This window comes from Roseovarius mucosus DSM 17069, assembly GCF_000768555.3.
Lineage (GTDB): Bacteria > Pseudomonadota > Alphaproteobacteria > Rhodobacterales > Rhodobacteraceae > Roseovarius > Roseovarius mucosus.
This window is the reverse complement of the sequence record NZ_KN293991.1, coordinates 213,887-236,315: the sequence shown is the minus strand read 5'-3', so window position 1 is coordinate 236,315 and position 22,429 is coordinate 213,887. Positions and strand designations below refer to the sequence as shown.

At 58.8% G+C, this 22,429-nt stretch carries 26 protein-coding genes and 1 pseudogene; 5 read left to right on the top strand and 22 right to left on the bottom strand.

Features of this window, described 5'->3' with window-relative positions; all coding sequences use genetic code 11:
- Positions 1 to 2 precede the first annotated feature (2 nt).
- Positions 3 to 1,091: a polyamine ABC transporter substrate-binding protein gene (locus ROSMUC_RS18895; RefSeq protein WP_037276274.1), complete on the bottom strand. Its 1,089-nt coding sequence runs from the start codon at positions 1,089 to 1,091 to the stop codon at positions 3 to 5.
- A 141-nt stretch (positions 1,092 to 1,232) separates the two neighbouring features.
- On the opposite strand from ROSMUC_RS18895, the gene ROSMUC_RS18890 reads away from it, so the two are divergent.
- Both ROSMUC_RS18890 and ROSMUC_RS18885 read left to right on the top strand, forming a co-directional pair.
- A complete protein-coding gene (locus ROSMUC_RS18890) occupies positions 1,233 to 1,928 on the top strand; it encodes a GntR family transcriptional regulator (protein WP_102106047.1) in 696 nt (231 codons plus the stop codon).
- Between the two features lie 85 nt (positions 1,929 to 2,013).
- Entirely contained in the window at positions 2,014 to 3,411 is a 1,398-nt protein-coding gene (locus ROSMUC_RS18885; RefSeq protein WP_037276270.1) for an aspartate aminotransferase family protein, read from the top strand.
- An 8-nt stretch (positions 3,412 to 3,419) separates the two neighbouring features.
- On the opposite strand, the gene ROSMUC_RS18880 is transcribed toward ROSMUC_RS18885, so the two are convergent.
- From ROSMUC_RS18880 to ROSMUC_RS18820, 13 genes are all read right to left on the bottom strand, one after another.
- A complete protein-coding gene (locus ROSMUC_RS18880) occupies positions 3,420 to 4,484 on the bottom strand; it encodes a YeeE/YedE family protein (RefSeq protein WP_037276269.1) in 1,065 nt (354 codons plus the stop codon).
- A 101-nt stretch (positions 4,485 to 4,585) separates the two neighbouring features.
- A complete protein-coding gene (locus ROSMUC_RS18875; protein ID WP_037276268.1) occupies positions 4,586 to 5,017 on the bottom strand; it encodes a DUF302 domain-containing protein in 432 nt (143 codons plus the stop codon).
- Positions 5,018 to 5,055: 38 nt separating this feature from the next.
- A complete protein-coding gene (locus ROSMUC_RS18870) occupies positions 5,056 to 6,324 on the bottom strand; it encodes an NAD(P)/FAD-dependent oxidoreductase (RefSeq protein WP_037276266.1) in 1,269 nt (422 codons plus the stop codon).
- A gap of 28 nt (positions 6,325 to 6,352) precedes the next feature.
- Entirely contained in the window at positions 6,353 to 7,057 is a 705-nt protein-coding gene (locus ROSMUC_RS18865; RefSeq protein WP_052115453.1) for a c-type cytochrome, read from the bottom strand.
- 9 nt (positions 7,058 to 7,066) lie between these two features.
- Positions 7,067 to 8,134: a c-type cytochrome gene (locus ROSMUC_RS18860; protein ID WP_037276265.1), complete on the bottom strand. Its 1,068-nt coding sequence runs from the start codon at positions 8,132 to 8,134 to the stop codon at positions 7,067 to 7,069.
- The gene (gene soxC / locus ROSMUC_RS18855; RefSeq protein ID WP_037276264.1) at positions 8,118 to 9,401 is read right to left on the bottom strand and encodes a sulfite dehydrogenase; all 1,284 of its coding nucleotides are present in this window, start codon (positions 9,399 to 9,401) and stop codon (positions 8,118 to 8,120) included. Before soxC ends, ROSMUC_RS18860 begins: the two co-directional genes overlap by 17 nt.
- Positions 9,402 to 9,427: 26 nt before the next feature.
- Positions 9,428 to 11,125: a thiosulfohydrolase SoxB gene (gene soxB / locus ROSMUC_RS18850; protein ID WP_037276263.1), complete on the bottom strand. Its 1,698-nt coding sequence runs from the start codon at positions 11,123 to 11,125 to the stop codon at positions 9,428 to 9,430.
- Positions 11,126 to 11,224: 99 nt separating this feature from the next.
- Entirely contained in the window at positions 11,225 to 12,082 is an 858-nt protein-coding gene (gene soxA / locus ROSMUC_RS18845; RefSeq protein WP_037276260.1) for a sulfur oxidation c-type cytochrome SoxA, read from the bottom strand.
- 27 nt (positions 12,083 to 12,109) lie between these two features.
- Positions 12,110 to 12,439 carry a thiosulfate oxidation carrier complex protein SoxZ gene (soxZ, locus tag ROSMUC_RS18840; RefSeq protein ID WP_037276257.1) on the bottom strand — a complete coding sequence of 110 codons (330 nt, stop codon included), beginning with the start codon at positions 12,437 to 12,439 and terminating at the stop codon, positions 12,110 to 12,112.
- 22 nt (positions 12,440 to 12,461) lie between these two features.
- On the bottom strand, positions 12,462 to 12,878 hold the full coding sequence (gene soxY / locus ROSMUC_RS18835) for a thiosulfate oxidation carrier protein SoxY (RefSeq protein WP_037276254.1): 417 nt from the start codon (positions 12,876 to 12,878) through the stop codon (positions 12,462 to 12,464).
- A 39-nt stretch (positions 12,879 to 12,917) separates the two neighbouring features.
- Positions 12,918 to 13,388 carry a sulfur oxidation c-type cytochrome SoxX gene (soxX, locus tag ROSMUC_RS18830; protein ID WP_037276251.1) on the bottom strand — a complete coding sequence of 157 codons (471 nt, stop codon included), beginning with the start codon at positions 13,386 to 13,388 and terminating at the stop codon, positions 12,918 to 12,920.
- Between the two features lie 107 nt (positions 13,389 to 13,495).
- A complete protein-coding gene (locus ROSMUC_RS18825) occupies positions 13,496 to 14,074 on the bottom strand; it encodes a thioredoxin family protein (protein ID WP_037276858.1) in 579 nt (192 codons plus the stop codon).
- Between the two features lie 15 nt (positions 14,075 to 14,089).
- A complete protein-coding gene (locus ROSMUC_RS18820) occupies positions 14,090 to 14,827 on the bottom strand; it encodes a cytochrome c biogenesis CcdA family protein (RefSeq protein ID WP_037276250.1) in 738 nt (245 codons plus the stop codon).
- 79 nt (positions 14,828 to 14,906) lie between these two features.
- Between ROSMUC_RS18820 and ROSMUC_RS18815 the strand changes: the two genes are divergently transcribed.
- From ROSMUC_RS18815 to ROSMUC_RS18805, 3 genes are read left to right on the top strand one after another with little or no spacing between them, the layout of a single operon-like run.
- Positions 14,907 to 15,275 (top strand): thioredoxin domain-containing protein, encoded by a 369-nt coding sequence (locus tag ROSMUC_RS18815; RefSeq protein ID WP_052115452.1) that lies wholly within the window; start codon positions 14,907 to 14,909, stop codon positions 15,273 to 15,275.
- Positions 15,276 to 15,307: 32 nt separating this feature from the next.
- Complete coding sequence (locus tag ROSMUC_RS18810) at positions 15,308 to 15,622, top strand: ArsR/SmtB family transcription factor (RefSeq protein ID WP_037276248.1); 315 nt, start codon at positions 15,308 to 15,310, stop codon at positions 15,620 to 15,622.
- Between the two features lie 42 nt (positions 15,623 to 15,664).
- Entirely contained in the window at positions 15,665 to 16,711 is a 1,047-nt protein-coding gene (locus tag ROSMUC_RS18805; RefSeq protein ID WP_037276246.1) for a YeeE/YedE family protein, read from the top strand.
- Here the strand turns inward: ROSMUC_RS18805 and ROSMUC_RS18800 are convergent.
- From ROSMUC_RS18800 to ROSMUC_RS18770, 8 genes and pseudogenes are all read right to left on the bottom strand, one after another.
- Positions 16,687 to 17,240, bottom strand: a pseudogene (locus ROSMUC_RS18800) (STAS domain-containing protein); the annotation flags it as partial. The gene ROSMUC_RS18805 and the pseudogene ROSMUC_RS18800 overlap by 25 nt on opposite strands.
- Positions 17,210 to 17,389, bottom strand: a complete 180-nt coding sequence (locus ROSMUC_RS21495) for a hypothetical protein (RefSeq protein WP_052115449.1) — start codon at positions 17,387 to 17,389, stop codon at positions 17,210 to 17,212. The pseudogene ROSMUC_RS18800 and the gene ROSMUC_RS21495, both read right to left, overlap by 31 nt.
- 32 nt (positions 17,390 to 17,421) lie before the next feature.
- A complete protein-coding gene (locus ROSMUC_RS18795) occupies positions 17,422 to 18,306 on the bottom strand; it encodes an MBL fold metallo-hydrolase (protein WP_075571771.1) in 885 nt (294 codons plus the stop codon).
- Entirely contained in the window at positions 18,303 to 18,737 is a 435-nt protein-coding gene (locus ROSMUC_RS18790; RefSeq protein WP_037276243.1) for a DUF6691 family protein, read from the bottom strand. The genes ROSMUC_RS18795 and ROSMUC_RS18790 overlap by 4 nt, the downstream gene beginning before the upstream one ends.
- Before the next feature lie 3 nt (positions 18,738 to 18,740).
- The gene (locus ROSMUC_RS18785; protein ID WP_037276241.1) at positions 18,741 to 19,181 is read right to left on the bottom strand and encodes a YeeE/YedE family protein; all 441 of its coding nucleotides are present in this window, start codon (positions 19,179 to 19,181) and stop codon (positions 18,741 to 18,743) included.
- Between the two features lie 168 nt (positions 19,182 to 19,349).
- Positions 19,350 to 20,840, bottom strand: coding sequence for a tripartite tricarboxylate transporter permease (locus tag ROSMUC_RS18780; protein WP_037276236.1), 1,491 nt, complete (start codon positions 20,838 to 20,840; stop codon positions 19,350 to 19,352).
- A complete protein-coding gene (locus ROSMUC_RS18775) occupies positions 20,837 to 21,328 on the bottom strand; it encodes a tripartite tricarboxylate transporter TctB family protein (RefSeq protein ID WP_037276235.1) in 492 nt (163 codons plus the stop codon). The genes ROSMUC_RS18780 and ROSMUC_RS18775 overlap by 4 nt, the downstream gene beginning before the upstream one ends.
- A gap of 76 nt (positions 21,329 to 21,404) precedes the next feature.
- On the bottom strand, positions 21,405 to 22,382 hold the full coding sequence (locus tag ROSMUC_RS18770) for a Bug family tripartite tricarboxylate transporter substrate binding protein (protein ID WP_037276853.1): 978 nt from the start codon (positions 22,380 to 22,382) through the stop codon (positions 21,405 to 21,407).
- Between the last annotated feature and the right edge of the window lie 47 nt (positions 22,383 to 22,429).

Here is a 22,429-nt window from a genome sequence, read left to right as displayed (position 1 = left end):
GGTCAGGTGCCGGATTTGATCTTGGTCCAGAGACGGGTCACGACGCGCTGAACCTTGGCGTCATAAGGTGTGGTGGTGAAGAGGTTGTTCAGCGCCTCTTCCGACGGGTAGATCGCCGGATCTCCAATCACGTCTTCAACAAGGAACTCCTGGCTCGCCTTGTTGCCATTGGCGTAATAGACATAGTTCGACGCGGCGGCCATGTTTTGTGCGTCCATGATGAAGTTCAGGAACACATGCGCGGCGTCCGGGTTGGGGGCATCGACCGGAATCGCCATCTGGTCGAACCACATTTGCGCGCCTTCCTTGGGGGCGTTGTAGACGATTTCGACACCATTGTCGGCCTCGGCAGCGCGATCACGCGCCTGTAGAATGTCGCCAGACCAACCGACAGCCACGCAGATGTCACCATTTGCCAGCGCGTTGATATACTCGGAACTATGGAATTTCTGGATATAGGGACGGATTGCCATCAGCACGGGCTCAACCTTAGCGATCACGTCGGGGTCATGACTGTTGGGGTCTTCGCCGATGTATTTCAGTGCCATCGGGATCATCTCTGTGGGAGCGTCAAGGAAGTGCACGCCGCAGTCGCTCAGTTTGGCCATATTGTCGGGATTCAGAACCAGTTCGAGGCTATCGAGGGGCGCGTCTTCGCCCAGCAGTTCCTTGACCTTTCCGACGTTCGCACCAATACCGGTGGTGCCCCACATATAGTTGATCGAATAGGCGTTTTCGGGATCGTACTGTTCTGTGCGGCTGCTGACCACGTCCCACATGTTTTGGTGATTGGGTAGTTTGGAGAGGTCCAGTTTCTGGAAGGCACCGGCCTGAATCTGGCGTTGCAGGAAGGTGCCCGTCGGCACAACAACGTCATAGCCCGATCCTCCTGCAAGCATCTTGGTTTCCAGAACCTCGTTGCTGTCGAAGACGTCATAGATCAGCTTGATCCCGGTATCCGCCTCAAACTTGGTCAGCAACTCTTCGTCGATGTAGTCGGACCAGTTGTAAACCCGCACTTCTTGGGCCTGAGCGGCGAACGCCCCAAGCGCGATAGTCGCGGTTGTTGTCAGTATCAGATTTCGCATCATGTTCTCCCGTTGGTCGGCATGTGTCTGCCTTGTTGCGGATTTGATCAAAATTTTCCGCTTATGGCAATATGGTAATGTTTTCATGCACAGGCTAAACTCGCAAGGCCAGACATTGAGATGCCTGATTGGATTGCCTTGCCGATGACCAACGCCGCACAGAAATTCAGCACGATCGACGGGGATTTGTCGCGCCTGCCTGCGCACGAGGTAATCTATCGGCAACTGCGCGATTTGGTGCTGTTTGGTGATCTGGCTCCCGGACAGGCCGTAACCATCCAAGGCCTCTCGGAGCGCTTGGTCGCGGGCATGACACCCGTCCGCGAGGCAATCCGTCGCCTGATTGCAGAGGGCGCCCTGGAATTTCAAGGAAATCGCCGAGTATCAGTGCCACTGTTGACGGCGGATAACATCAGCGAATTGATCTATGCACGGCAATGGCTTGACCCTTATTTGACGTTGCGTGCGACAGAGCGCGCCAGCCTTGAGGATCTGGATTGGCTGGCGGATTTGGATGACGAGTTGGATCGTGCGATCCTGCGCGGCGATCTGCGGGTCTATCTCGAATTGAACTACCGCTTTCACAAGCGGCTCTATGAAATAGCACAGGCGCCCATTCTGGCTGATGTCGCGGATGGTCTCTGGCTCCGGTTCGGGCCGTCATTGCGAGTGGTCTGTGGACGCATGGGCACCCAGAACCTGCCGGACAAACACAAGGATATGTTGGCCGCAATGCATGCCCGCGATGCTGAGGCTGCCGCCCGCGCTATTCGCGAAGACGTGATCCAGGGAATGGAGCAAGTGCGCCATTCACTGGAGAGATCCGGCGCGCTCTACTGATTCGATTGACACTGGATAATTTGATCATATTTTTGTGGTGAGGGCCGCGCATGCGTGGCTGAACCGATTCGGGAAAGGGACTGCCATGACGATGATTACAAACCATATGCCGACCGCTGAATTGCAGGCGCTGGATGCCGCGCATCATATGCACCCCTTTACCCATGGCGATCAACTGGGGGCCAAGGGCGCGCGGATCATCACCCGCGCCAAGGGCGTGACCCTGACGGATAGCGAGGGGCACGAGATCCTCGACGGTATGGGCGGGCTTTGGTGTGTCAATATCGGCTATGGGCGCAAGGAATTGGCTGATGTGGCCGCGCGACAGATGATGGAGCTGCCATTCTACAACACGTTTTTCCAAACGAGCCACGTGCCCGCTATCGCGCTCTCGGCCAAGCTGGCAGAGCTGGCGCCGGAAGGGTTCAACCATGTGTTCTATGCCGGGTCCGGGTCTGAGGCAAATGACACGAATATTCGCATGGTCCGCACCTATTGGGCACAATTGGGCGAGCCGGAACGCAATGTCATCATCAGCCGCAAGAATGCCTATCACGGCTCTAGCGTGGGCAGTGGCAGCCTTGGTGGAATGTCGGGTATGCACGCGCAGGGCGGCTTGCCCATCCCCAACATCTGTCACATCGACCAACCGCATTGGTATGCCGAGGGCGGCGATACCGATCCCGAAACGTTCGGCCTGGAACGCGCGCGTCAGCTTGAGGCCAAGATCGAGGAACTGGGCGCGCACCGCGTCGCGGCCTTCATCGCCGAGCCGGTGCAGGGCGCGGGCGGCGTGATCATCCCCCCCGACAGCTATTGGCCCGAAATTCAGCGGATTTGCGACAAATACGGTATTCTGTTGATCGCAGACGAGGTGATCTGCGGGTTTGGTCGCACAGGCAACTGGTTTGGCAGCCAGACCTATAACATCCGGCCCGATATCATGACCATCGCCAAGGGGCTCAGCTCTGGGTACGCGCCGATTGGCGGGTCTCTGGTTTCGGACCGGGTGGCCAAGGTGATCAACGCCTGCGAATTCAACCACGGCTACACCTATTCCGGGCATCCCGTCTCTTGTGCCGTGGCACTCGAGAACCTGCGCATTCTCGAAGAGGAAAAGATCATCGAGCGTGTGGCGACGGACACCGGGCCCTATCTGCAGGAAAAGTGGAACACGCTGGCCGATCATCCGATGGTGGGCGAGACGCGGATCATCGGGATGATGGGATCGCTGGCGCTGACCCCGCACAAGGCGAGCCGGGCCAAGTTTGCATCCGAACCGGGCACGGCGGGCTATATCTGCCGCGAGCGGTGTTTTGCCAACAATCTCGTGATGCGTCACGTCGGCGACCGGATGATCATCTCGCCGCCGCTGGTCATCTCGAAATCCGAGATCGACACGCTGATCGAACGCGCCTGGATGTCGCTCGATCAGGCGGAAAAGCAAATCCGCAACGAAGGCTTGATGAAGGCTGCGGCCTGAAAAAGGACCTAGGTTGTGGCCGGGCGCAGCGCGCGTCCGGCCATCACAAGATGCGTGGCCATCGCCCCGATCCACATGCAGGTCACGGCCACCCAGGCGGTCAAGGCGAATATCGACCCACCCGACATACCGGCACCAACAGCACAGCCCCCGGCAAGCATGCTGCCAAAGCCCATCAGTGCCGCACCAATCAGGTAGCGCTCCATCGGTGTATCGGGGCCAAAGCGCTCGATCTTCCATTCACGGGTCAGGATGGCCATGGCGGCGGCCCCTGTAAAGACCCCGGGCACAAGGCCCACACCAAACCCAAGCGGCAGGGTGGTGCTGTTGACAAGTCCCATCAGCGTGTCGGTGGACGGACCCGTAAAGGTGACGGAAGAGATTTCGACCACTTCAAAGGACGTTTGGGCAATGACATAGGTCAGCAACCAGCCAAGACCCACCGCAAAGCCCACCAAAGCGGCTGCAATGGCGTGGCTGGGACGCACATCGCGCCGATAGGCGAGGAGAAAGCCGCCCACCAAAACCAATGCCGCAATCAGCATTGCCATGCCCGGCACCATTCCAATGAGTGTCAGTATATTGCGCGTGTCGCCCCCCGGCACGAGCCAGAGGCTCGCCAATCCCTCGCGCGCAGGGGCAAGCACCCCACGCAAAGCCGATTGCGCCACGAGGGTCAGAACAAGCCCCGTCACGATGGCGCGCAGATTGCCGGTGGCCGCGAGCACGAGCAAGCGACTGGCACAACCGCGCGCAAGGATCATGCCCACGCCAAACATCAACCCGCCGATAATGGCCCCCGAAATGCTGCCGGTTGCGGCCAGGGGTCGGGCTTCGGACACATCGAGCAGGCCTAGGGCAATCGCGCCCTGAACAGATGCGACCCCCGCTGAAAAGGCAATGAGCCAGATCGAGAGGCGCGGTCCGAAACCGCGCTCGGCCACCTCGACTGTGGCGGCACGCAGGCAAAAACGGGAATGTTGGGCAGCAGCCCCGAAAAGCACACCGACAAGCGCGCCCGCCATGGCCAAAACCGCCCCGTCGCCAAATCTGTCTATCAAGGATTCAAGCATGCGCCGCCCCGCCAGAAATGATGCGATCAGATATCAAGACAAGGGTTCGTGCGCCTTGACATGCGTCAACCGGGCCGTCGCAGCGGCCCGGTTGAAATGGCTTACTGCAAAGCCTCTTGAACGATGTCGTCCAGCATTGCCTGCACCTTCTGCATCTCGCCCTCGGGATAGTTGCGATAGCCGATCAGCACTTCGCCTCCCTGATCGGCGACAAAGATGCCATAGGGGCAATGCGCGATGTTCATCGGATCTGCCTCCATCACTTCGCGCGAGAGGGTGGCGGAACAGAACAGGAAAATATCCGCTGCGTCGAAAATCCTCACATCACTGCCCACGTCCGCGCCGGTGCGGTTCAGCATTTCGCCGACGTGGCTTTGGAGGTCAATCACCAGCCCACGCCCGACAATCGCACTTTCGACGGCAAAGGTGGCATCGTCAAAGCTGCCGTCATAGGGGTAAGTGGTGGCCTGATCCCCCGCCAGTACGGGTGTCGCCAACACGCTGATGGCAGCGACGCAAAGTAACCGTTTCATGGAAATATCTCCTCTTTCAGAGTGGTGTTCGCGCGCATTCAGTTGAACATGTCGGCCGTGATACCGGCATACCAGCCCACGGATTCCTCGTATGTCGCCTTGCGGGTCGCGGCATCCTCGCCGGTCTGCGAGATGAACCCATCGACCTTGGCGATCTTCTCTGCCGTAGCCTCGTAGGTGGCCCCCACCTTGACGCCGTCGTCTGCGGCGATGAGGGACCAGCAGGTGTTGGTGAACTTCGCCGGAAAGACCTTGGAACCGGTCAGCGCGCCGCGGACCGCCATGGCGCAGACCTTGGCCTGCGAATTGGCGGCGAAACCTGACTTGGGCATATCACCCTGTTGCGCCGAGTCGCCCAGAACATGCACATCCGGGTCAGCCTTGGACGACATATCCGCCGCATTGACCGGCGCCCAGTTGCCATCAGTGACACCTGCCATGTCGGCGATGCGCCCGGCCTTTTGCGCCGGGATGACGTTACAGACGTCGACCTTTTCGACCGATCCGTCGATGTCCACGGTCATCGCCTCGGGATCGACGGTCACATTGGTTGCGCCGAAATCCGGACCGACCCGCTCGATCATGCCGCTGTAGTGGCGCTCCCAGCCTTCTTCGAACAGAGCCTGTTTAGAGAAACTTTCCTTGGGGTCGACCAGCAGGATCTTGGCGGTCGGGTTGGTCTGCTTGAGGACATGCGCGACCATCGAAATCCGCTCATAGGGCCCCGGCGGACAACGAAATGGGTTAGGCGGGGCAACCATGGCGAACCGCCCGCCCTCGGGCATGGCCATGACCTGCGCCTTCAGAAGTTCGCTCTGCGATCCGGCCTTGTAGGCGTGGGGCATCTTGTTCTGCGCGGCGACCGACCAGCCGGGCACGGCCCCCTCGACAAAATCAATGCCGGGGCTGAGGATCAGTTTGTCATAGGGCAACACGGAACCACCTGCGAGACTGACGGTCTTGGCGTCGCGGTCCACATCGACGGCCCAGTCGTGCACGACGTTGATCCCGTACTTGGCCGCAAGCGTGCCATAGGTGTGGGAAATGTCCTCTAGATCGGTAAAGCCTGCGATATAGAGGTTGGAAAAGTAGCAGGTGAAATAGGTGCGAGATGGTTCGACCAGAGTCACGTCAATCGCACCCTTGCTGTCCTTTGCGATATAGCGGGCGGCGGTGGCGCCGCCTGATCCGCCCCCAATCACCACAACACGGGGTTTGCCATGATTATCTGCCAGCACATGCGGTGCTGACAGGCTGGCAGCCGTAGCCGCGCCCACGGCAATAAACTTGCGTCGGTTCAATGTCATGTTCAGTCCTCCCTGAATGGACCTCAGATCAGTCGAGGTCCTTGAAATAGGCCGCCAATGCCGCGATCTCCTCGTTCGACAGGCGTCCGGCCATCATCTGCATCACCGGATGGGGGCGCAGTTGGTCTCTGTATGCATGCATGGCGACCACAAAATCCTCTTCGGGCCAGCGGGTGATCGAGGGGATACCCTCGCTCGATCCATCGGCCTGATGGCAGCTTACACATTCGCTTGAGAGGTATTCGCCATATTCGGGATCGCCCTGTATCGCCAGGATAGCGGGATCAACGGTGTGATCTGTGCCGCGTGCGGTCGGCGCGGCCTCAGGGATATTCGCAGGGTCTGCGGAAAAGCTGCGCAGATAGGCCATGAGATCCGCACGGTCTTGGGCGTCCTTGATGCCCCGAAAACTCATCCGCGTTTTGGATACAAGGGCGCGGGGATTCTCGATATAGGCGTCGAGCGTGTCAAAACCCCAGATCAACCCATCAACCCCGGCCCGCTGCATCGAGGCGGAGTAGGCAAAGCCCTCATGCGATGCGGCGCGACGCCCGAAGAGGCCATTGAGATGGGGGCCGATACGGTCTTCGGCCCCCTTCCCGATTTCATGGCACCCTTTGCACTGTCCATACAACGCAGCGCCTGCCTCGGCATCACCAGCCAATTCGGCGCGCAGAGCACCTGCCGCCAGTATCGCGGTCAGGGCAATCGGCAAGAGGCGGCGCGCTATCATGGCCTAAGTCTACTGACTAAAGCTCGAAAGATAAGCGGAAATTGCAGCGAGGTCCTCATCCTTTTTGAGGCCTGCAAAGCTCATCTTGGTGCCTTTCATGAAGCCACGCGGATTGGCGAGAAATGCCGTAAGCGTCTCGTCGGTCCAGACCAGACCGTCCGTCGCCATGGTTTGAAGCGCGTCGGAATATTTGAACCCCTCGACCGCGCCCGCGGCACGCCCCATCACCCCATTGAGGACCGGCCCGACACGATTTGTCGCCCCCTCCCCGACCTGATGGCAGGCGCTGCATTTCTTGAACACCTTTTCGCCAGCGGCGATCAGCGCCGGATCAATCGCTGCGACCTCTGCGGCCGGGGCCACCTCTGGTTCGGCAGCTGGCTCCGGCGCGGCCTCGGCCACTTCAACCGGGTCGGGCGCGCTTGCCTCTTCCGCAGCGCCCCCTTCATCGGGTGTCACGTCGAGAACGGTCGCATGCATCGTGATCTCGACCTTTTCCTTGCAATTCTCCATGCAGGGCTCGCCATGCCAGATGGCATATTCCGTCACGGCGCGATCATCGACGATAAAGCCGCCCGCGTTGGGCAATTCCACATCCATGAAGTTTTCATGGCTCAGCTCGAAATCGTCGTCCACAAGGTTGTTGGAATACAGGATATAGGCAACGATGGCATAGACCTCATCGGGTGTCAGGCTCTGCGCATTGCCGAACGGCATGGATCGGTTGACGTAATCGAACACGGTCGAAAGATGCGGCCAGTAGGACCCAACCGTCTTGAGCGGATCGTCCCGGTCGAGCGTGTCGGCCCCACCGGCCAGTTTCGGCCAGTTGCCGATACCTTCGGCGAAGTCACCATGACAGACCGCACAATGTTCGCCAAATACCTCGTCGCCAGTCCAGACATCGCCAGACCCCTCGGGCAAGCCCCGCCCGTCGGGCATCACCTTCACGTCCCACGCCGCGATTTCCTCGGGCAGGGCAGGGCGCCCAAGGCCGTATTCCCCAGCCCAGATGGCAGTTGCCGTGGCGCTGAGGGCAAATCCCGTGACCAGCGTAAACTTAAGAAACTTCGACATTTTCTGCCTCCCCGTTGGGCCGCACCCACCATGTCTGAATACAGTTGTTGTGATAGACCGAGTTCAGGCCGCGCACCTCGCGCAGCTGCGCCTTGGTGGGCTGGATATATCCGGTCTCGTCCATGGCCCGGCTCTGAAGCAACATCTCTTCGCCATTCCAAGTGGTATCGAGGTAGAAACGGGTGAGCGCTTTGGCCTCGCCCGGCTTGGCAAGACGCGCGGTTTCCCATGTCTTGCCACCATCCTTGGACACGTCGACGCGGGTGATCGCGCCATGACCGGACCATGCCAGACCTGTAATCACAAGCGGACCCGTGCCATGTTTGATGGGCGACTGCGGACTGGGCGAGGTGATGACCGATTTGGCATCCATCACCCAGGTCCATTTACGGCTTGTGCCATCTTCCAGCGTGTCCGTGTATTTGCTGGTTTCTTCGCGGCTCTCGACGGCGGCATCGGTCACTTCGATGCGGCGCAACCACTTGACCCACATGTTGCCTTCCCAGCCGGGCACGACAAGGCGCACGGGATATCCATGCTCTTTGCGCAACGCCTCGCCATTAGCCTTGAACGCAACAAGGCAATCGCCAAGCGCCTTGGCCATGGGGATCGAGCGGCCATTCGAAGACGCATCCGCCCCCTCGACATAGACCCATTTATCCTTGAGATCGCCCGCCGCGTCCAATCCCGCCTCTTCGAGCAGGGTGCGCAGGGGGACGCCGGTGTATTCCATGTTGTGGATCATGCCATGGGTGAACTGCGCGCCGTTCAGCTGTGCGCCGGCCCATTCCATGCCGGTGTTGGCGGCACATTCGCAGAAATAAACATGGTTCTCGCGCGGAAAACGCTCTAGGTCTTCGTAGGTAAAGACCAGCGGCGTATCCACGAGGCCGTTGATCATCAGGCGATAGTCCTCTTTCTTGAGGTCGATCGCGCCGGAATGGTGCCGCTCGAAGGCACAGCCCTGCGGCGTTATGGTGCCATCGAGCGCGTGAATGGGGGTAAAGTTTATCGAGCTGATCGGATCCGCGGTGAGCCATGGCACATTGCGCCGCACGACATCCGATTCATACTCGATTGGCAGACCATAGGGCGTTGCATCCACCCCGTCGCCCAGGCTGGTGGCCCAATCCTGCACTTCAGTGATCAACGGATCCGGGGTGGCGGATTTTGCGGCCCCAGCCGCAACGGCCCCGGCCGCCGCTGCCACGCCACCGCGCAGAAAGGCGCGCCGGGAGGTGGGTTTGCCTTTGAATGTCCCTGACATTTCAAATGCCTCCTTTCAGCAAGTCGTTACGCGCCAATTACTTGGACGCTGTTGTTGGGGGTGACACTGACCGTGCCGAGTTTGCGGATATGGCTCTCGACCACATCCCAGATTTCGGGGCCTTCAGTGTTTTCATTGACCGAGGCCCACCCAGCGACCACGTAGGATTTCGCAGGATCAATCGCTTCGCCTGTCTTGAGCAGGGTCATGTCGCTTATCCGGCTGCCCTGCGGCTGGTTAATGTCGATCCGATAGCCCATGCCGCCGATGCGGACCATATCGCCACCCTGTTGATAATAAGGGTCGGGGTTGAAGATGTTGTCGGCCACGTCCTCGAGAATGACCTTGATGAATTCACCGGTCATTTCAGAGCGATAGGCCTTGCCATAGGTCATCGAGGTGACGTTGAAGATGTCCTCGCGGGTGATGTCCTGACCGGGGATCAAGCTTGGCCCCCAGCGGACGCCCGGGGACATGGCGATGTCGGCCTCGCGCTCGGACAAGAGCGCGTCGCAGATCAGATCGTCCCATGTACCGTTGAAGTTGCCACGACGATAAAGCAGGCTGTCTGTCTTGCCGATCACTTCGCTCAACTGGTCGAGATACGGCGCGCGCTGCGCGTCAATCAGAGCAGCGACCTCTTTATCCGGCTCGATCACGTCGGAGAAGATCGGGATCAGCTTGTGCCGGAAGCCCATCATGCGCCCATCGCGCACATCGAGATCAACGCGGCTGACGAATTTGCCGTTAGAGCCAGAGGCCACGATGATTGTCTCGCCCACCAGCACAGGTTCCGGCAGGGCGTCATGGGTGTGCCCCGACAGGATCACGTCGATTCCGGTGACACGGTTGGCCATCTTTTTATCCACGTCAAAGCCATTGTGGCTGAGACAGACAACGAGCTCGGCTCCCTGCCCGCGCACCTCGTCTACCATCGCCTGCATGTTCTCGTCACGGATGCCAAAGCTGTATTCCGGGAACATCCAGCCCGGATTGGCAATGGGCATATAGGGAAAGGCCTGACCGATGACTGCGATCTTGACCCCGCCACGCTCGAAGAACTTGTAGGGTGGGAATATATCGACCGGCTCGTCCCATTCGGCATCAAAGATGTTCTGCCCGAGCGCGGCAAAGGGGAGGTTCTCGACAATCTCCTGCACACGGGCGGACCCTAACGTGAATTCCCAGTGAAAGGTCATCGCGTCAGGTTTCAATGCGTTCATCACATTGACCATGTCCTGACCAGCGGTGTGGTAGCAGGTGTAGGAACCATGCCAGGTATCGCCGCCATCCAGCAGGATTGCATCGGGACGATCGGCACGAATGGCGTTGATAACCGTCGCCATCCGGTCGAGGCCGCCAACCTTGCCATACGCTTGCGCAAGCGCGCTGAAATCGCCAGCCGACAGGGCGTAATGCGTGGGGCTGCCATCGTCGACGCCGTAGAGTTTGCGGAAATCCGCACCGGTGACATGCGGCACGGCCCCCTTGTTTTCGCCCACGCCGATATTGATCGACGGCTCGCGGAAATAGATCGGTTTGAGTTGGGCGTGAATGTCGGTGATATGGATCAAGCTGACATTGCCAAAGGTGTCGAATTGCAAAAGCTGGTCCTGAGTCAACGCCTGCTGCGCCGCCAGTTTCGCCCAGTTACCAAAGGAAGATGCCCCAAGAATGGCAGAAGCAGCCATGCTCGTCTGAAGAAAATCACGCCGCGAGATCATGATGGACCTTTCCAACTCCCGCACCTATCACATGCGGATTTTTGAATGTTTTTGGATATGGAAAACCCCGCCGACACGCAGCCAGGCGGGGTGTCCCGATTAGTTTCTGACCGAGGGACCTTCGACCGACAGACCATTTCCGCGCGAGGCAACATAAAGCTCCAAGGCGATAAACTCGGGGCTGCCTTCGGCAAAGGTTTCCGCACGCGTATCGCGAATGCACCCTTTAAAACGGTTATGCGCCCCGTTCAGCTTGGTGTTTTTGAGGCGGTAGGTCGGGAAACCATTGATCTGCCCTTGGCTTAGATGATCCGCACGGATCATGTTGCCGTAATTCTGTTCGTGGCAGTTGGCGCAGGACAGCTCAAGCTGACCATACCGGGTATAGTACATTTCCTTACCCATTTCCCAAGTGGCCTGAGCCGGGCCGTCGATCGCGACGTTGATCGGCATGCCGCGCGATACCGAAGCCAAGAGTGCGGTCATGTTGACCATGTCGTCGCCGCCATATTTCCACTTTTCAGCACCCATCCGCTCTGTTCGGCAGGCGTTGACCTGCATTTCAAGCGTGCGCACTTCGCCAGCGGTCTCATTCCACTTGGGATAGACGGCCCGGACGCCCTTCATGCTCTCGGCCGCATCACCATGGCAGCTTGCGCAAGACTTGCCTTCGGTGCCCTCTGCGGTTTCCCATGCGGTCATTGCATTCTCGACAAATATCATGCCGGGATTGTCGAAATCATCGGCCTGCATCGAGCGCGTGTCATCGTTTCGGAAATGCCAGCCGGACAAAACTTCGTCCAACGCATCCGACAAATGTGCCGGCGCTGCGGTGCGCGTGATGATCTCGATCTCTTCGTTGACGACGAGCGTGTCATCCACAGGTCCGGCAAATGCCGCACCCGCCAAAAGCGCGGCTGCGCCAATCAGACCGGTAATGCGTCCTGTTCTTTTCATTCTCGTCCCTCCCTTGACGATTGACCCTTATTTCAGCGCGATCGGCTTGGTGTCTTCGTAGACCGAGCCATCGTCATCGTACCAAGTGAACTTAAATTCACCGGCTTCGGGCACTGTGGCGGCAAATTCGATGTAAGGGTTGGTCGAGATCGCGGGTTCCATGGTCACGTCGACGATGCTCTGACCGTTGAACTCACAGGTGAACCGATTGATGATCGAGCGCGGGATGATGTTGCCTTCCTTATCCTTGCGCTGACCGGATTCCATAGGGTGGCTGATCAGGGTCTTGATCGTGACCGCTTCGCCTGCGGCTGCGGATTTCGGGACCTTGACGCGGGGTGTTACGTCTTGTGCCATTCTCGTTTCTCCTACCTAAGCCTCAGCCGCCGCAGCCGCCGATTGTAACCTTGACGTTGCTCGATGCCTTGGCGAAGGAGCCGTCGCTCATTTTGGCGATTGCCACCACATCCTGCGTACCCGCCAAACGGATGCGGGTTGAGGCAGTTTGCGATGCAGCCAAGGGGCCGAATTTGAAGGTCGCAACACCGGGCGTCGGGTTGCCCATAGCCAGCACGAGGATTTCGACAGCACCAGGGGCCGCGACCTCGATCGGCACCGTGTTTCCGTTCTCGGCGATTTCGGGGGCGGTCAATGTGATCCCGCTATCGGCCATGGCGGCCCCGCCCGTGAATTCGGCGATACGGTCTTCGCCTGCTGCGGTGGCGCGCATGGGAAGGCCAAAGGCGACAAAGGCCCCTGCCCCCATGATCATCACGTTGCGTCGTGTCAGTGTCATTTTGTCAAACTCCTGATCTTGGTCACGCTTGGGGCGCGATCACTCTTTGAGGGTCGCCAGATAGGCGACCACATCTTCAACTTGCTGCGCGGTCAGCAGGGGGCCAAAGGTGCTGTCTGCCGCCTCTCCCGTGAACGCATTCCCCGGCCGCGTATACCCATCTGTCCGGTAAAAAGAGGGCATCAGCGACTCTGGAAACATCATCTTGGCATTGGCGACGATGCCGCGCAGTTCGGCCTCGCTCCATCGAGAGCCCGCGCCATCCAGCATTGGGCCGATCTCACCGTGAAACGGGACGTCGCTCAGATCGGTAACCTGGTGGCAGGCCACGCAGTTACCAAGCGAGCGACTTCCAAGCACTTCGCGCCCGGCGACGGGGTCGCCTGCAACACCCGTCAGGGATTCTGCAATCGCGCCATCGGTAAATTTCACATTTGTCGGTGCGACTTCAGCCGCTGACGCGCTCATTGTCGCGCAAATCAGCGACACCGTGAGAATTGATCGTTTCATGCGTCCTCCCTAACACATTCAGATTTTTGTATATCATAGAACACAATCGCGCGACCACACAACAATAAATTCGTATTCTTGAATTTAATGTATTCTCACGCACATGCTCACTGCGATTTTTCGGCTTCGCGTTCGGCGATGCGGCGCGCGTGATAGCGTTGGAAATCTTCTTCGGTATCAAGCAAATACCGTTTCTCCTGCACCCAAGTGAGCAGGTCCAACGTGGTTCCCGGGCCAAAGGCACCGGGCATCATTGCCACCGCTGCCTGTGCGGCTGTCTGATCCTCTGCCACCTCTTCGGGTAGAAACAGAATCGACGGCGTAAAGAGCAGTCCCCATTTGCGCGCGGCCTGTTTCTCAGACAGTGATTCACCGTCGAAATCGACAACCTCCAAATCGCCGTGCAAATTGAGCTGCACGACAAAGAAATTATTACGGATGAAATCGGCAATTTCTGGACGGGGAAACACCTCTTCATGCATCTTGGTGCAATAGATGCACCCGCGCTGTTCGATGATCACCATCAAGCGCTTGCCCTCGGTATTGGCATCAGCCAGGTCCTCACGCAGGTCCTTGAAGGTGTCGCGCATCCAGTCCGTCTTGTGCAGGCCGTCGTCGCCCAGTTCCACCGCGGCGACGGGCATTGCGAACAGGGCGGCGGCCAGCAGGGTCAACATTCTTGTCATCATGCTTCTCCTCGATCAGATGTTTTGAAAGGCTGGAAAGGTCTCCAGCATCCATTGGGCGATATAATTGACGCTGTCGGTCGCAATGAGCGCCGCAAAGACGATCAAGAGCAGCCCCATTGCTTTTTCGACCTTGGGCAGGTGACGGCGGAACTTCGCGGCAAAGCGCAGAAACGGTCCGATAAAGAGCGAGGCCACCATGAAGGGCGTGGTCATGGCGAGACCAAAGACCAAGAGGAGCGCCAGCCCTTTCATCGCCGTGGCCTCGGTGCTGGCGGTAAAGACCACTGCCGTCAGCACGCCACCCACACAGGGCGTCCAGCCGGCTGCAAACGCGAACCCCACCACATAGGCCCCGAGAACCGACATATTCCTGGTGTCGCCGGCATCCATCTGGAACACCCGGTTGAGAAAGCCGATGCGCAGCACGCCCAGAAAATGCAGTCCGAGGATCAGCACAACAAGCGCGGCAAACATGCGAAACTCTGTCTGAAATCCCCGGAACGCCTGGCTTAGGCCAAAAGCTGCGGCGCCTAGCAACACAAAAACCGTGATGATTCCCGCAGAAAACATGATTGACGCGGCAAAGGCGCGACGGCGCACACCCGGAGCAAGACGACCCTCCGCGCTGATCTCGGACATCGACGCCCCAGCCATATAGCTGAGGTAAAAAGGCACGATTGGCAGCACGCAGGGCGAGAAAAAGACGATCAATCCCCCGACAAAGGCGCTAAGCAGTGAGACATCGAACATCGGGCATCCTCAGACGGGTTGATCCGCATACATATTCAAACTATCATATGTTTTATTCTGTCCGTCAATCGGAACACCGATGCATACGCTCGTTGCCTTTCTCGTGAGCCTCTCCCTGACATTCGGCCTGATTGGTCCGCTGTCGGCGGCTGAGCTGGTCATGGTCGAGCGGCATGGTTGTCATTGGTGCGAGCGATGGAATGCCGAGATTGCTCCGGCCTACCCCAAGACCACGGAAGGCGCGCGCGCACCCCTGCGCCGGGTGCAGATCAACGCGCTGCCCCAAGACATTGCCTTTCGCAGTCGACCGATCTTTACCCCGACCTTTGTTCTGGTCGAGGACGGTCGGGAACTGGGGCGGATCGAAGGCTATGCGGGCGACGAGTTCTTCTGGTTTCTTCTGACACAGCTTTTGGACGCGCACCCCGATGCCACCAAGGCGCCGTGATCCCGATGTTGCGCCGCGCTCCCCCTTCCCTGATGGATAAGTCTGACGAGAGCATCGAAGCGATGCTTGATCTGGCGCATACAGCGGCTGAGTTCCTCAAGGCGATCAGCCATGAAGGGCGTTTGATGATCCTGTGTCATCTCGCAACCGGGGAAAAGAGCGTGACCGAGCTTGAGGATCTGCTCTCGGCGCGACAGGCGGCGGTGTCTCAGCAACTCTCACGCTTGCGTCTGGAAGGTCTGGTAACACCACGGCGAGAGGGCAAGGCTATCTATTACCGTTTGACAGACCGCCGCGCGATACAGATGCTCGAAGTGGTCTACGATCTGTTTTGCAAGCAACCGTGATCCACGCAGCGCGACCTTGCCAGCGTCAAACGGAGGAGCATCATGCCCGGCGGCATCCCTGAACCCATGATCATCCTGTTTTTTGGTTTTGCCGGCGGCATGGTCCTTGGGCTCGCGGCACGCGTGGGGCGCTTCTGTACTCTGGGCGCGATCGAGGATCTTCTTTATCAGCAGAGCGATACGCGTTTGCGGATGTGGGGGCTGGCCATTGGGGTGGCCGGGATCACGGCTTTTGGGCTGGCAGGGCTCGACCTTTTCGATATTTCAGCCAATGCCTATTGGATCACGCCATGGTCACCGCTGGCCAGTGTTTCGGGCGGCCTGCTCTTTGGCTACGGCATGTCGCTTGCCGGAAATTGTGGATTTGGCGCGCTTGCCCGATTTGGCGGCGGTGATCTAAGGGCGTTCGTGATCGTTCTTGTGATGGGGATTTCGGCCTATGTGATGATGTCCGGCCCCTTTGCGAGGTTTCGCATCTTAGCGACAGAGGCGACAAGCCCCGCGTTCGAGAACCAGTCCTACGCGCAGGTTCTGGGCGCGGTCACCGGGCTGCCGATGATCTGGGTGGGATTGGGGATTTCGGCGCTGATCTGTTTGGCGGCGCTTGCCTCACGCGACTTTCTGCAAAACCGCCGTGCGCTCTTTTGGGGGGCGATGGTTGGAATTGCGGTCACGTCGGGTTGGTTCGGCACGTCTTGGGTGGCCACGTATGGGTTTATGCCGCAGCCAGTGCAGACGCATACATTCTCCGCGCCGCTCGGGGAAACCATCATCTTTTTGATGACGGCAAGCGGTGGCGGCCTCAGCTTTGGTGTGGCATCAGTGTTTGGTGTGCTGGCCGGTGCGTTTTGCGGCAGCCTTATAAAAGGCCATTTCCGATGGGAAGCCTGTGAGGATCCGCGGGAATTGCGTCGGCAGATGTTGGGGGCGGTCTGCATGGGCTTCGGCGCGGTGCTGGCCTTTGGTTGCACCGTCGGTCAGGGGATTTCCGCCTTTTCCGTTCTGTCTTTCAGCGCGCCTGTTACCTTTGCCGCAATCTTTGTAGGTGCGGCGATTGGATTGCGTCAGCTCATCACCGGCTTTGCCTGATCGCCCGCCACTGCATCGGGGCTGAGGACCGTAAAGGCGTCGTATTGCGCCTGAAATATCTGGCCTGTGAGATCGCTCAGGAAATGCGCGCGGCACAGCCGGTCCATCACTGGCTCTTTGACCTCTGACAGATGCAGGCGGATGCCCATCTCCTTGAGCCGTTTATTGATCTGTTCCAGTGTTTCGGCCGCGCTCAGGTCAATTTCATTGATGGCGGAACACATGAGAACCACATCGCTCACCGGCCCCCGGAATGCACGCGCGCAAAAACGTGATCCTCAACAAAACGGGCATTGGCGAAATAGAGGCTTTGATCGGGGTGAAAGGTCACAACCGCAGGATCGGTCAGGACCTGATGGCGCAGGTTATTGCGGAAATGCTGGGTTCCGGGAACAAGGCCCACTTCGGCAATATGAGGTCGGGAGCTGCGATAGAGGTGCAGACCGATAGAGAGGATCAAACCGGCAGAAACTCCGGTTTCAACTCCGAAACCGCGCGTCAGCAGAATGGCGCCAGCCACGGCGGCAAACAAGCAAGACGCGCATAGGCCAAAGATTGCGGAAACAGCATGATCGTCACGATCACCGCTGCCAAAGCGTCATCGGTCAGCAGGTGCCGCGAATAATGGCGGCCCCAGTCCAGAATGGGCAGGAAGCGACCGACTTGGCTAGGGTTCATTTCGGCCTCTCCCTGCTTGTCTGGGCGTTTGTTCAGAGCCGGTTGACCGGCAATTTCAGCATCGGATTGCCGTCGCTGTCACGGGGTACTTCGCCCGCCCGCATGTTGACCTGCAAGGAGGGCAAGATCAGCCGCGGCATGGCAAGCTGCGCGTCACGCTCTGTGCGGAACTTCACAAATTCCTCGCGAGTTTTGCCGCCGCCGACATGGATATTATGCGCTTTCTCCGCCCTCACGCTGGTCTCCCACTGAATGTCGCGGCCATTGGGGCCATAATCGTGGCACATGAAGAGACGCATATCGTCAGGCAGGCGTAGCACCCTTTGGATGCTGTCATAGAGTTCGCCAGCATCACCGCCGGGGAAATCCGCGCGGGCCGATCCGCCATCGGGCATAAAGAGCGTATCGCCGACAAAGGCCGCATCGCCCATCACATGCACCATGCAGGCGGGCGTATGTCCGGGCGTGTGCATGGCAAAGCAGGTCATTTGCCCGACCTTGTAGGTGTCGCCATCCTTGAACAGCGCATCGAACTGGCTACCGTCACGCTGAAATTCGGTGCCTTCGTTGAAAATCTTGCCAAAGGTTTCCTGCACGACAAGGATTTTCTCACCAATCCCGATTTTGCCGCCCAGCGTCTGCTGAATATAGGGCGCCGCCGAGAGATGGTCAGCGTGGACATGCGTCTCGATGATCCAATCGAGGCTGAGGCCGTGATCCTCAATATAGGCGATCATGGCATCAGCATGATCATAGGTGATCCGCCCCGCCGCCATGTCGATATCCATTACGCTGTCAACCACAGCACAGGCGGAGGAGCCGGGGTCCTTGACCACGTAGCTGATGGTATTCGTGGCCTCGTCAAAGAACGCCTTGACTTCGGGCGTCACGCCCATGTTCACAGGATAGTCCATCATGCCGTGACCCTTCTGTCTGCCTGTTTCGTCTGGATCATCTTGGCCACCCAAAGCCCGGCCAAGAGTGCTGCGACAAAGGCCAAAACCTCGTATCTGCCAGAGCCAAGGGCCGGGACCGCCGCGCCGGGGCAAAATCCGGCGATGCCCCAACCTAGGCCAAAGACCGCCGATCCCCCGATCAGGCGAGCGTCGATCACTGTGTTGGTCGGCAGCTTGAATTCCGCCTCGACAATCGGGCCGGGGCGTTTGAGAACAAGGCGATAGCCGATAAACGTGGTCAGCAGCGCACCCCCCATGACAAAAATCAGGCTCGGATCCCATGTCCCGGCAATATCAAAGAAATTGAGTACTTTGGCCGGGTTGATCATGCCAGAGATGGCAATCCCCACGCCAAAGACAAGGCCGACAAGCAGGGCAGAAAGAATGCGCATGGCTCAGACTCCGATCACGTGACGAATGACATAAACTGTGAAAATAGCCACCACCATGAAGGTCAGCGTGGCCACAAAGGACCGGGGCGAGAGCCGCGCAAGCCCGCAAACCCCGTGCCCCGAGGTACAGCCAGACCCAAAAGTCACGCCGATCCCCACGATGAACCCGCCGATCACGATCATTGGCAGGCTGATCGGCACCTCGACCTCTGGCATTTGTCCGGTCAACGCCAGCACCACAAGCGGTCCGGCGATCATGCCCACGACCATCGCCGCACGCCAACTCTTGTCGCCCGGTACACCGCCCGTAATTAATCCCGACAGAATGCCGGTGGCCCCCATGATCCGGCCCTGAAAAAACATCAGCAACACCGCTGACAAACCAATCAACACACCACCCGCGAATGACATAAGCGGGGTAAATTCGGTTTCTACACCGGTCATTTTTCTTCCTCTCTCGCCGTGGCAAAAGCTCGTCAGGCGCACCCAACGATTATATCTTCATTTCTGAATATATGAAGGGAACCCGTGCTTTCATAGCCCCAGGAGGGCCTGTCACGAAAATCTTATCACGCAGAAAAACCAAGAAGGATTGTCAAATGCCAGACGATTTCAGCCCTTGTCTCGCGCCTTGTCAAGCGTGCCTCGCGCAATCGCAAGGACCGCGATCAGGGTCAAGGCCCAGAAAAACCACGTGATTGGCCCCCGCAAAAGCACATCGGGTGAACCGCCAGACATCAGCATGGATTTTCGGAAATTATCCTCGAGCAGGGGCCCCAGAATGAAGGCGATCAGGAAGGGGGCGGCGGGAATATGATAGCGGGACATGACGAACCCCACCCAACCCATCACGAACATAACGCCAACGTCAAAGATGTTGTTGTTGACCGCAAAGACGCCGTAGATGCACAGCACAAGGACAATCGGCATCAGGATACGCTTCGGGATGTCAGCCACGGGCTTGAAACCGCGAATTGCCAAGCCCCCCACGATCAAGAGCAAGCCAGAGGAAAAGATGAGGCCGATGAAGAGGCCGTATATGATATCGACGTTCATCACGAACATCATCGGTCCCGGTTGTAATCCATGCACCATAAAGGCCCCGATGATGATGGCGGTGATCACATCGCCGGGCACGCCCAAGGCCAGAAGCGGGATCAGAGTGGCACCCGCCACGCCATTATTGCCTGCCTCCGAGGCGGCGACGCCCTCGATCTCACCCTTGCCGAAATTGGCCTTGTTGGGGGATTTGCGGCGGGCCTCGGAATAGCTCAGAAAGGCCGCGGGGGCCGCGCCGATACCAGGGATCGCGCCCAGAAAGACACCGATGAAACTGCCGCGCACGATGGAACGGAAGCAGCGCTTATATTCGGCGAACGTGACCCATTTACCGCCCAGGGCCTGCACCTTGCCGATATGACCGGTGGGATTCCAAACCATGTTTATGACCTCGGGGATGGCAAAGAGTCCGATCAGAACGGCGATGAAATTCAGACCTCCCATCAGGTTGGGATCGCCAAAGGTGAAGCGATTGGTGCCATAGACAAGATCAAGGCCAATGGTTGCCAAGAGCAGCCCCAAAAGCGCCGCGAGAGCGCCGCGCAGGAGGCTTTCGCCCGACACGCCCGCGATGATCGTGAGCGAGAACAGAATAAGCGCAAAAAATTCCGGCGGCCCAAAGCTGAGCGCGAAAGAGGCAAGCCAGCCCGCGAAAAGGATCAGCGCGAGATTCGAGATCAGATCCGCCGTGCAAGACGCCCAGAGCGCCATGCCCAGCGCGCGCCCCGCCTCGCCACGCGCCGCCATAGGATGCCCGTCTAAGACTGTGGCCGACGAGGCGGGCGTGCCTGGTGTCTTGATCAAGATGGCCGGGATCGAGCCGCCAAATATGCCGCCCTTGTAGACCCCCAAAAGCAAGAGGATTCCGTTGATCGGCTGCATAGGAAAGGTAAAGGGCAGTGTCAGAGCCACCGCCATTGTCGCCGAAATCCCAGGAATTGCCCCACCGATCACACCGATCACGATACCTATCGCCAAGGACACAATCGCCTCGACGTTTCCAACCAGCGCAAGACCGGCCATGATGCTGTCAATCACGCTCATGGCAGCCTCACAAATTCGCCCTGCGGAATGGCGACACCCGCAACATGAGCAAAGAAGACATAAAGCAAGAGCGGCACCGCCAATGCGCAAATCAAAGCGGTTTTGGGATGGCGCGTCTTGACCAGAAAAGCGAGCGACGCAAAAGCCAGCATCGTGGCCCATACCATGCCGATGCGTGGCAAAAGCCAGAAGGTGACGGCCATCAATACCGCCATGCCCGCCAGCCGGATTAACCCCGCCCGCGGGTCTTGGATCGGGTCATTGACAGGCGCGTCATCCGCATTCGCCTTGCGGTTCGCAAACAACATTCCGACTCCGACCAACCCCGTCAAACCGGCGATTGCATAGGGCCAGAACCTGGGCGACAGCACGATGTTACGCATATTGCTCGGTGCGGAGATCCAATAGGGAATTGCATATAGGATCAGAAAAACACAGACCACACAGGCGCCGATGCCCAGTTGCACCTGAATTGCGCGTTTGTTCACCCTGATCCTCCCCGATCAGATTGCAGGCCTTGAGCGGCCGGGCATCGCGGTGCCCGACCGACGTTCGCGAGTGCCTTCAGCCTTCGATGCGCATGCCGAGTTTATCGACCAGCGCGCGGAAGGTTTCATATTGCGTCTGAATGAAGGCATTGGCCTCCTCGGGGCTCATGACATTGATGACCGACCCAAGTGCGCTCATCTGTGCAATGAATTTTTCGTCTCCCGCAGCCGCAGCCATCCATTCACCCCATTTTGCGGCTACATCGTCAGGCAGATCATCCGGCCCGGCGATCCCGGTCCAGCCGACCAATTGCGTCAGATCAGGTTTGCCCAGGTCGACGGCGGTCGGCGCATCAAAGCCCGGCACCGGTTCGGCGGTGGTTACGAGGATCGGCTTCAACTGACCATTGGCCACGAAATTGGCAAGAGCTGATGTGTTGGTGCAGATGAACGTCACGGTTCCGTTGAGAACGGCGGTTGCCGCCTCGCCACCGCCGCCTTGGGGAATGTGGATCGCCTTGTCGAGCGGGTTCTCGACGCCGAACTCATCCAGCACCATGACCGCCGCGAGATGCAGCATAGAGCCGACACCGGAAGAGCTGAAGCTGGTGCCTTCGGATTCTGTCAGTGAGACCAAATCCTCGATCGTCTCAATACCGGAATCTGGGCGCACCGCGCAGGCAACGGGGTTGATCTCATAAACCGTGACAAAGCGGAAATCGTCAAGCGTATAGGGCAGCGTCGCCTTCATCGCCGGGTTGACGGTATGCGAGCCGACACGCGCGAAGAGCATGGTATAGCCGTCCGCCTTGGCATTTTGCACCGCGACCGATCCTGTGGCGCCCCCTGCCCCGGTGATGTTCGACATGACCAAAGGCTTACCGACCACGGTGCCCAGCGGCTCTGCGATTGTGCGGGCCGAAATATCGGTCGCGCCGCCTGCGCCATAGGGAATGACCATGTTGATGGGGCGTTCGGGATATTCGGCCAATGCGGCAGTCGCCGTAAGGCCAAGCCCCATGGCGCAAACCGCGCCCAACTGTCTCAGCTTCATGTTTTCCTCCTCCTCTGTGGTATCGGCGGCTGGCCTGTTCGCGGATT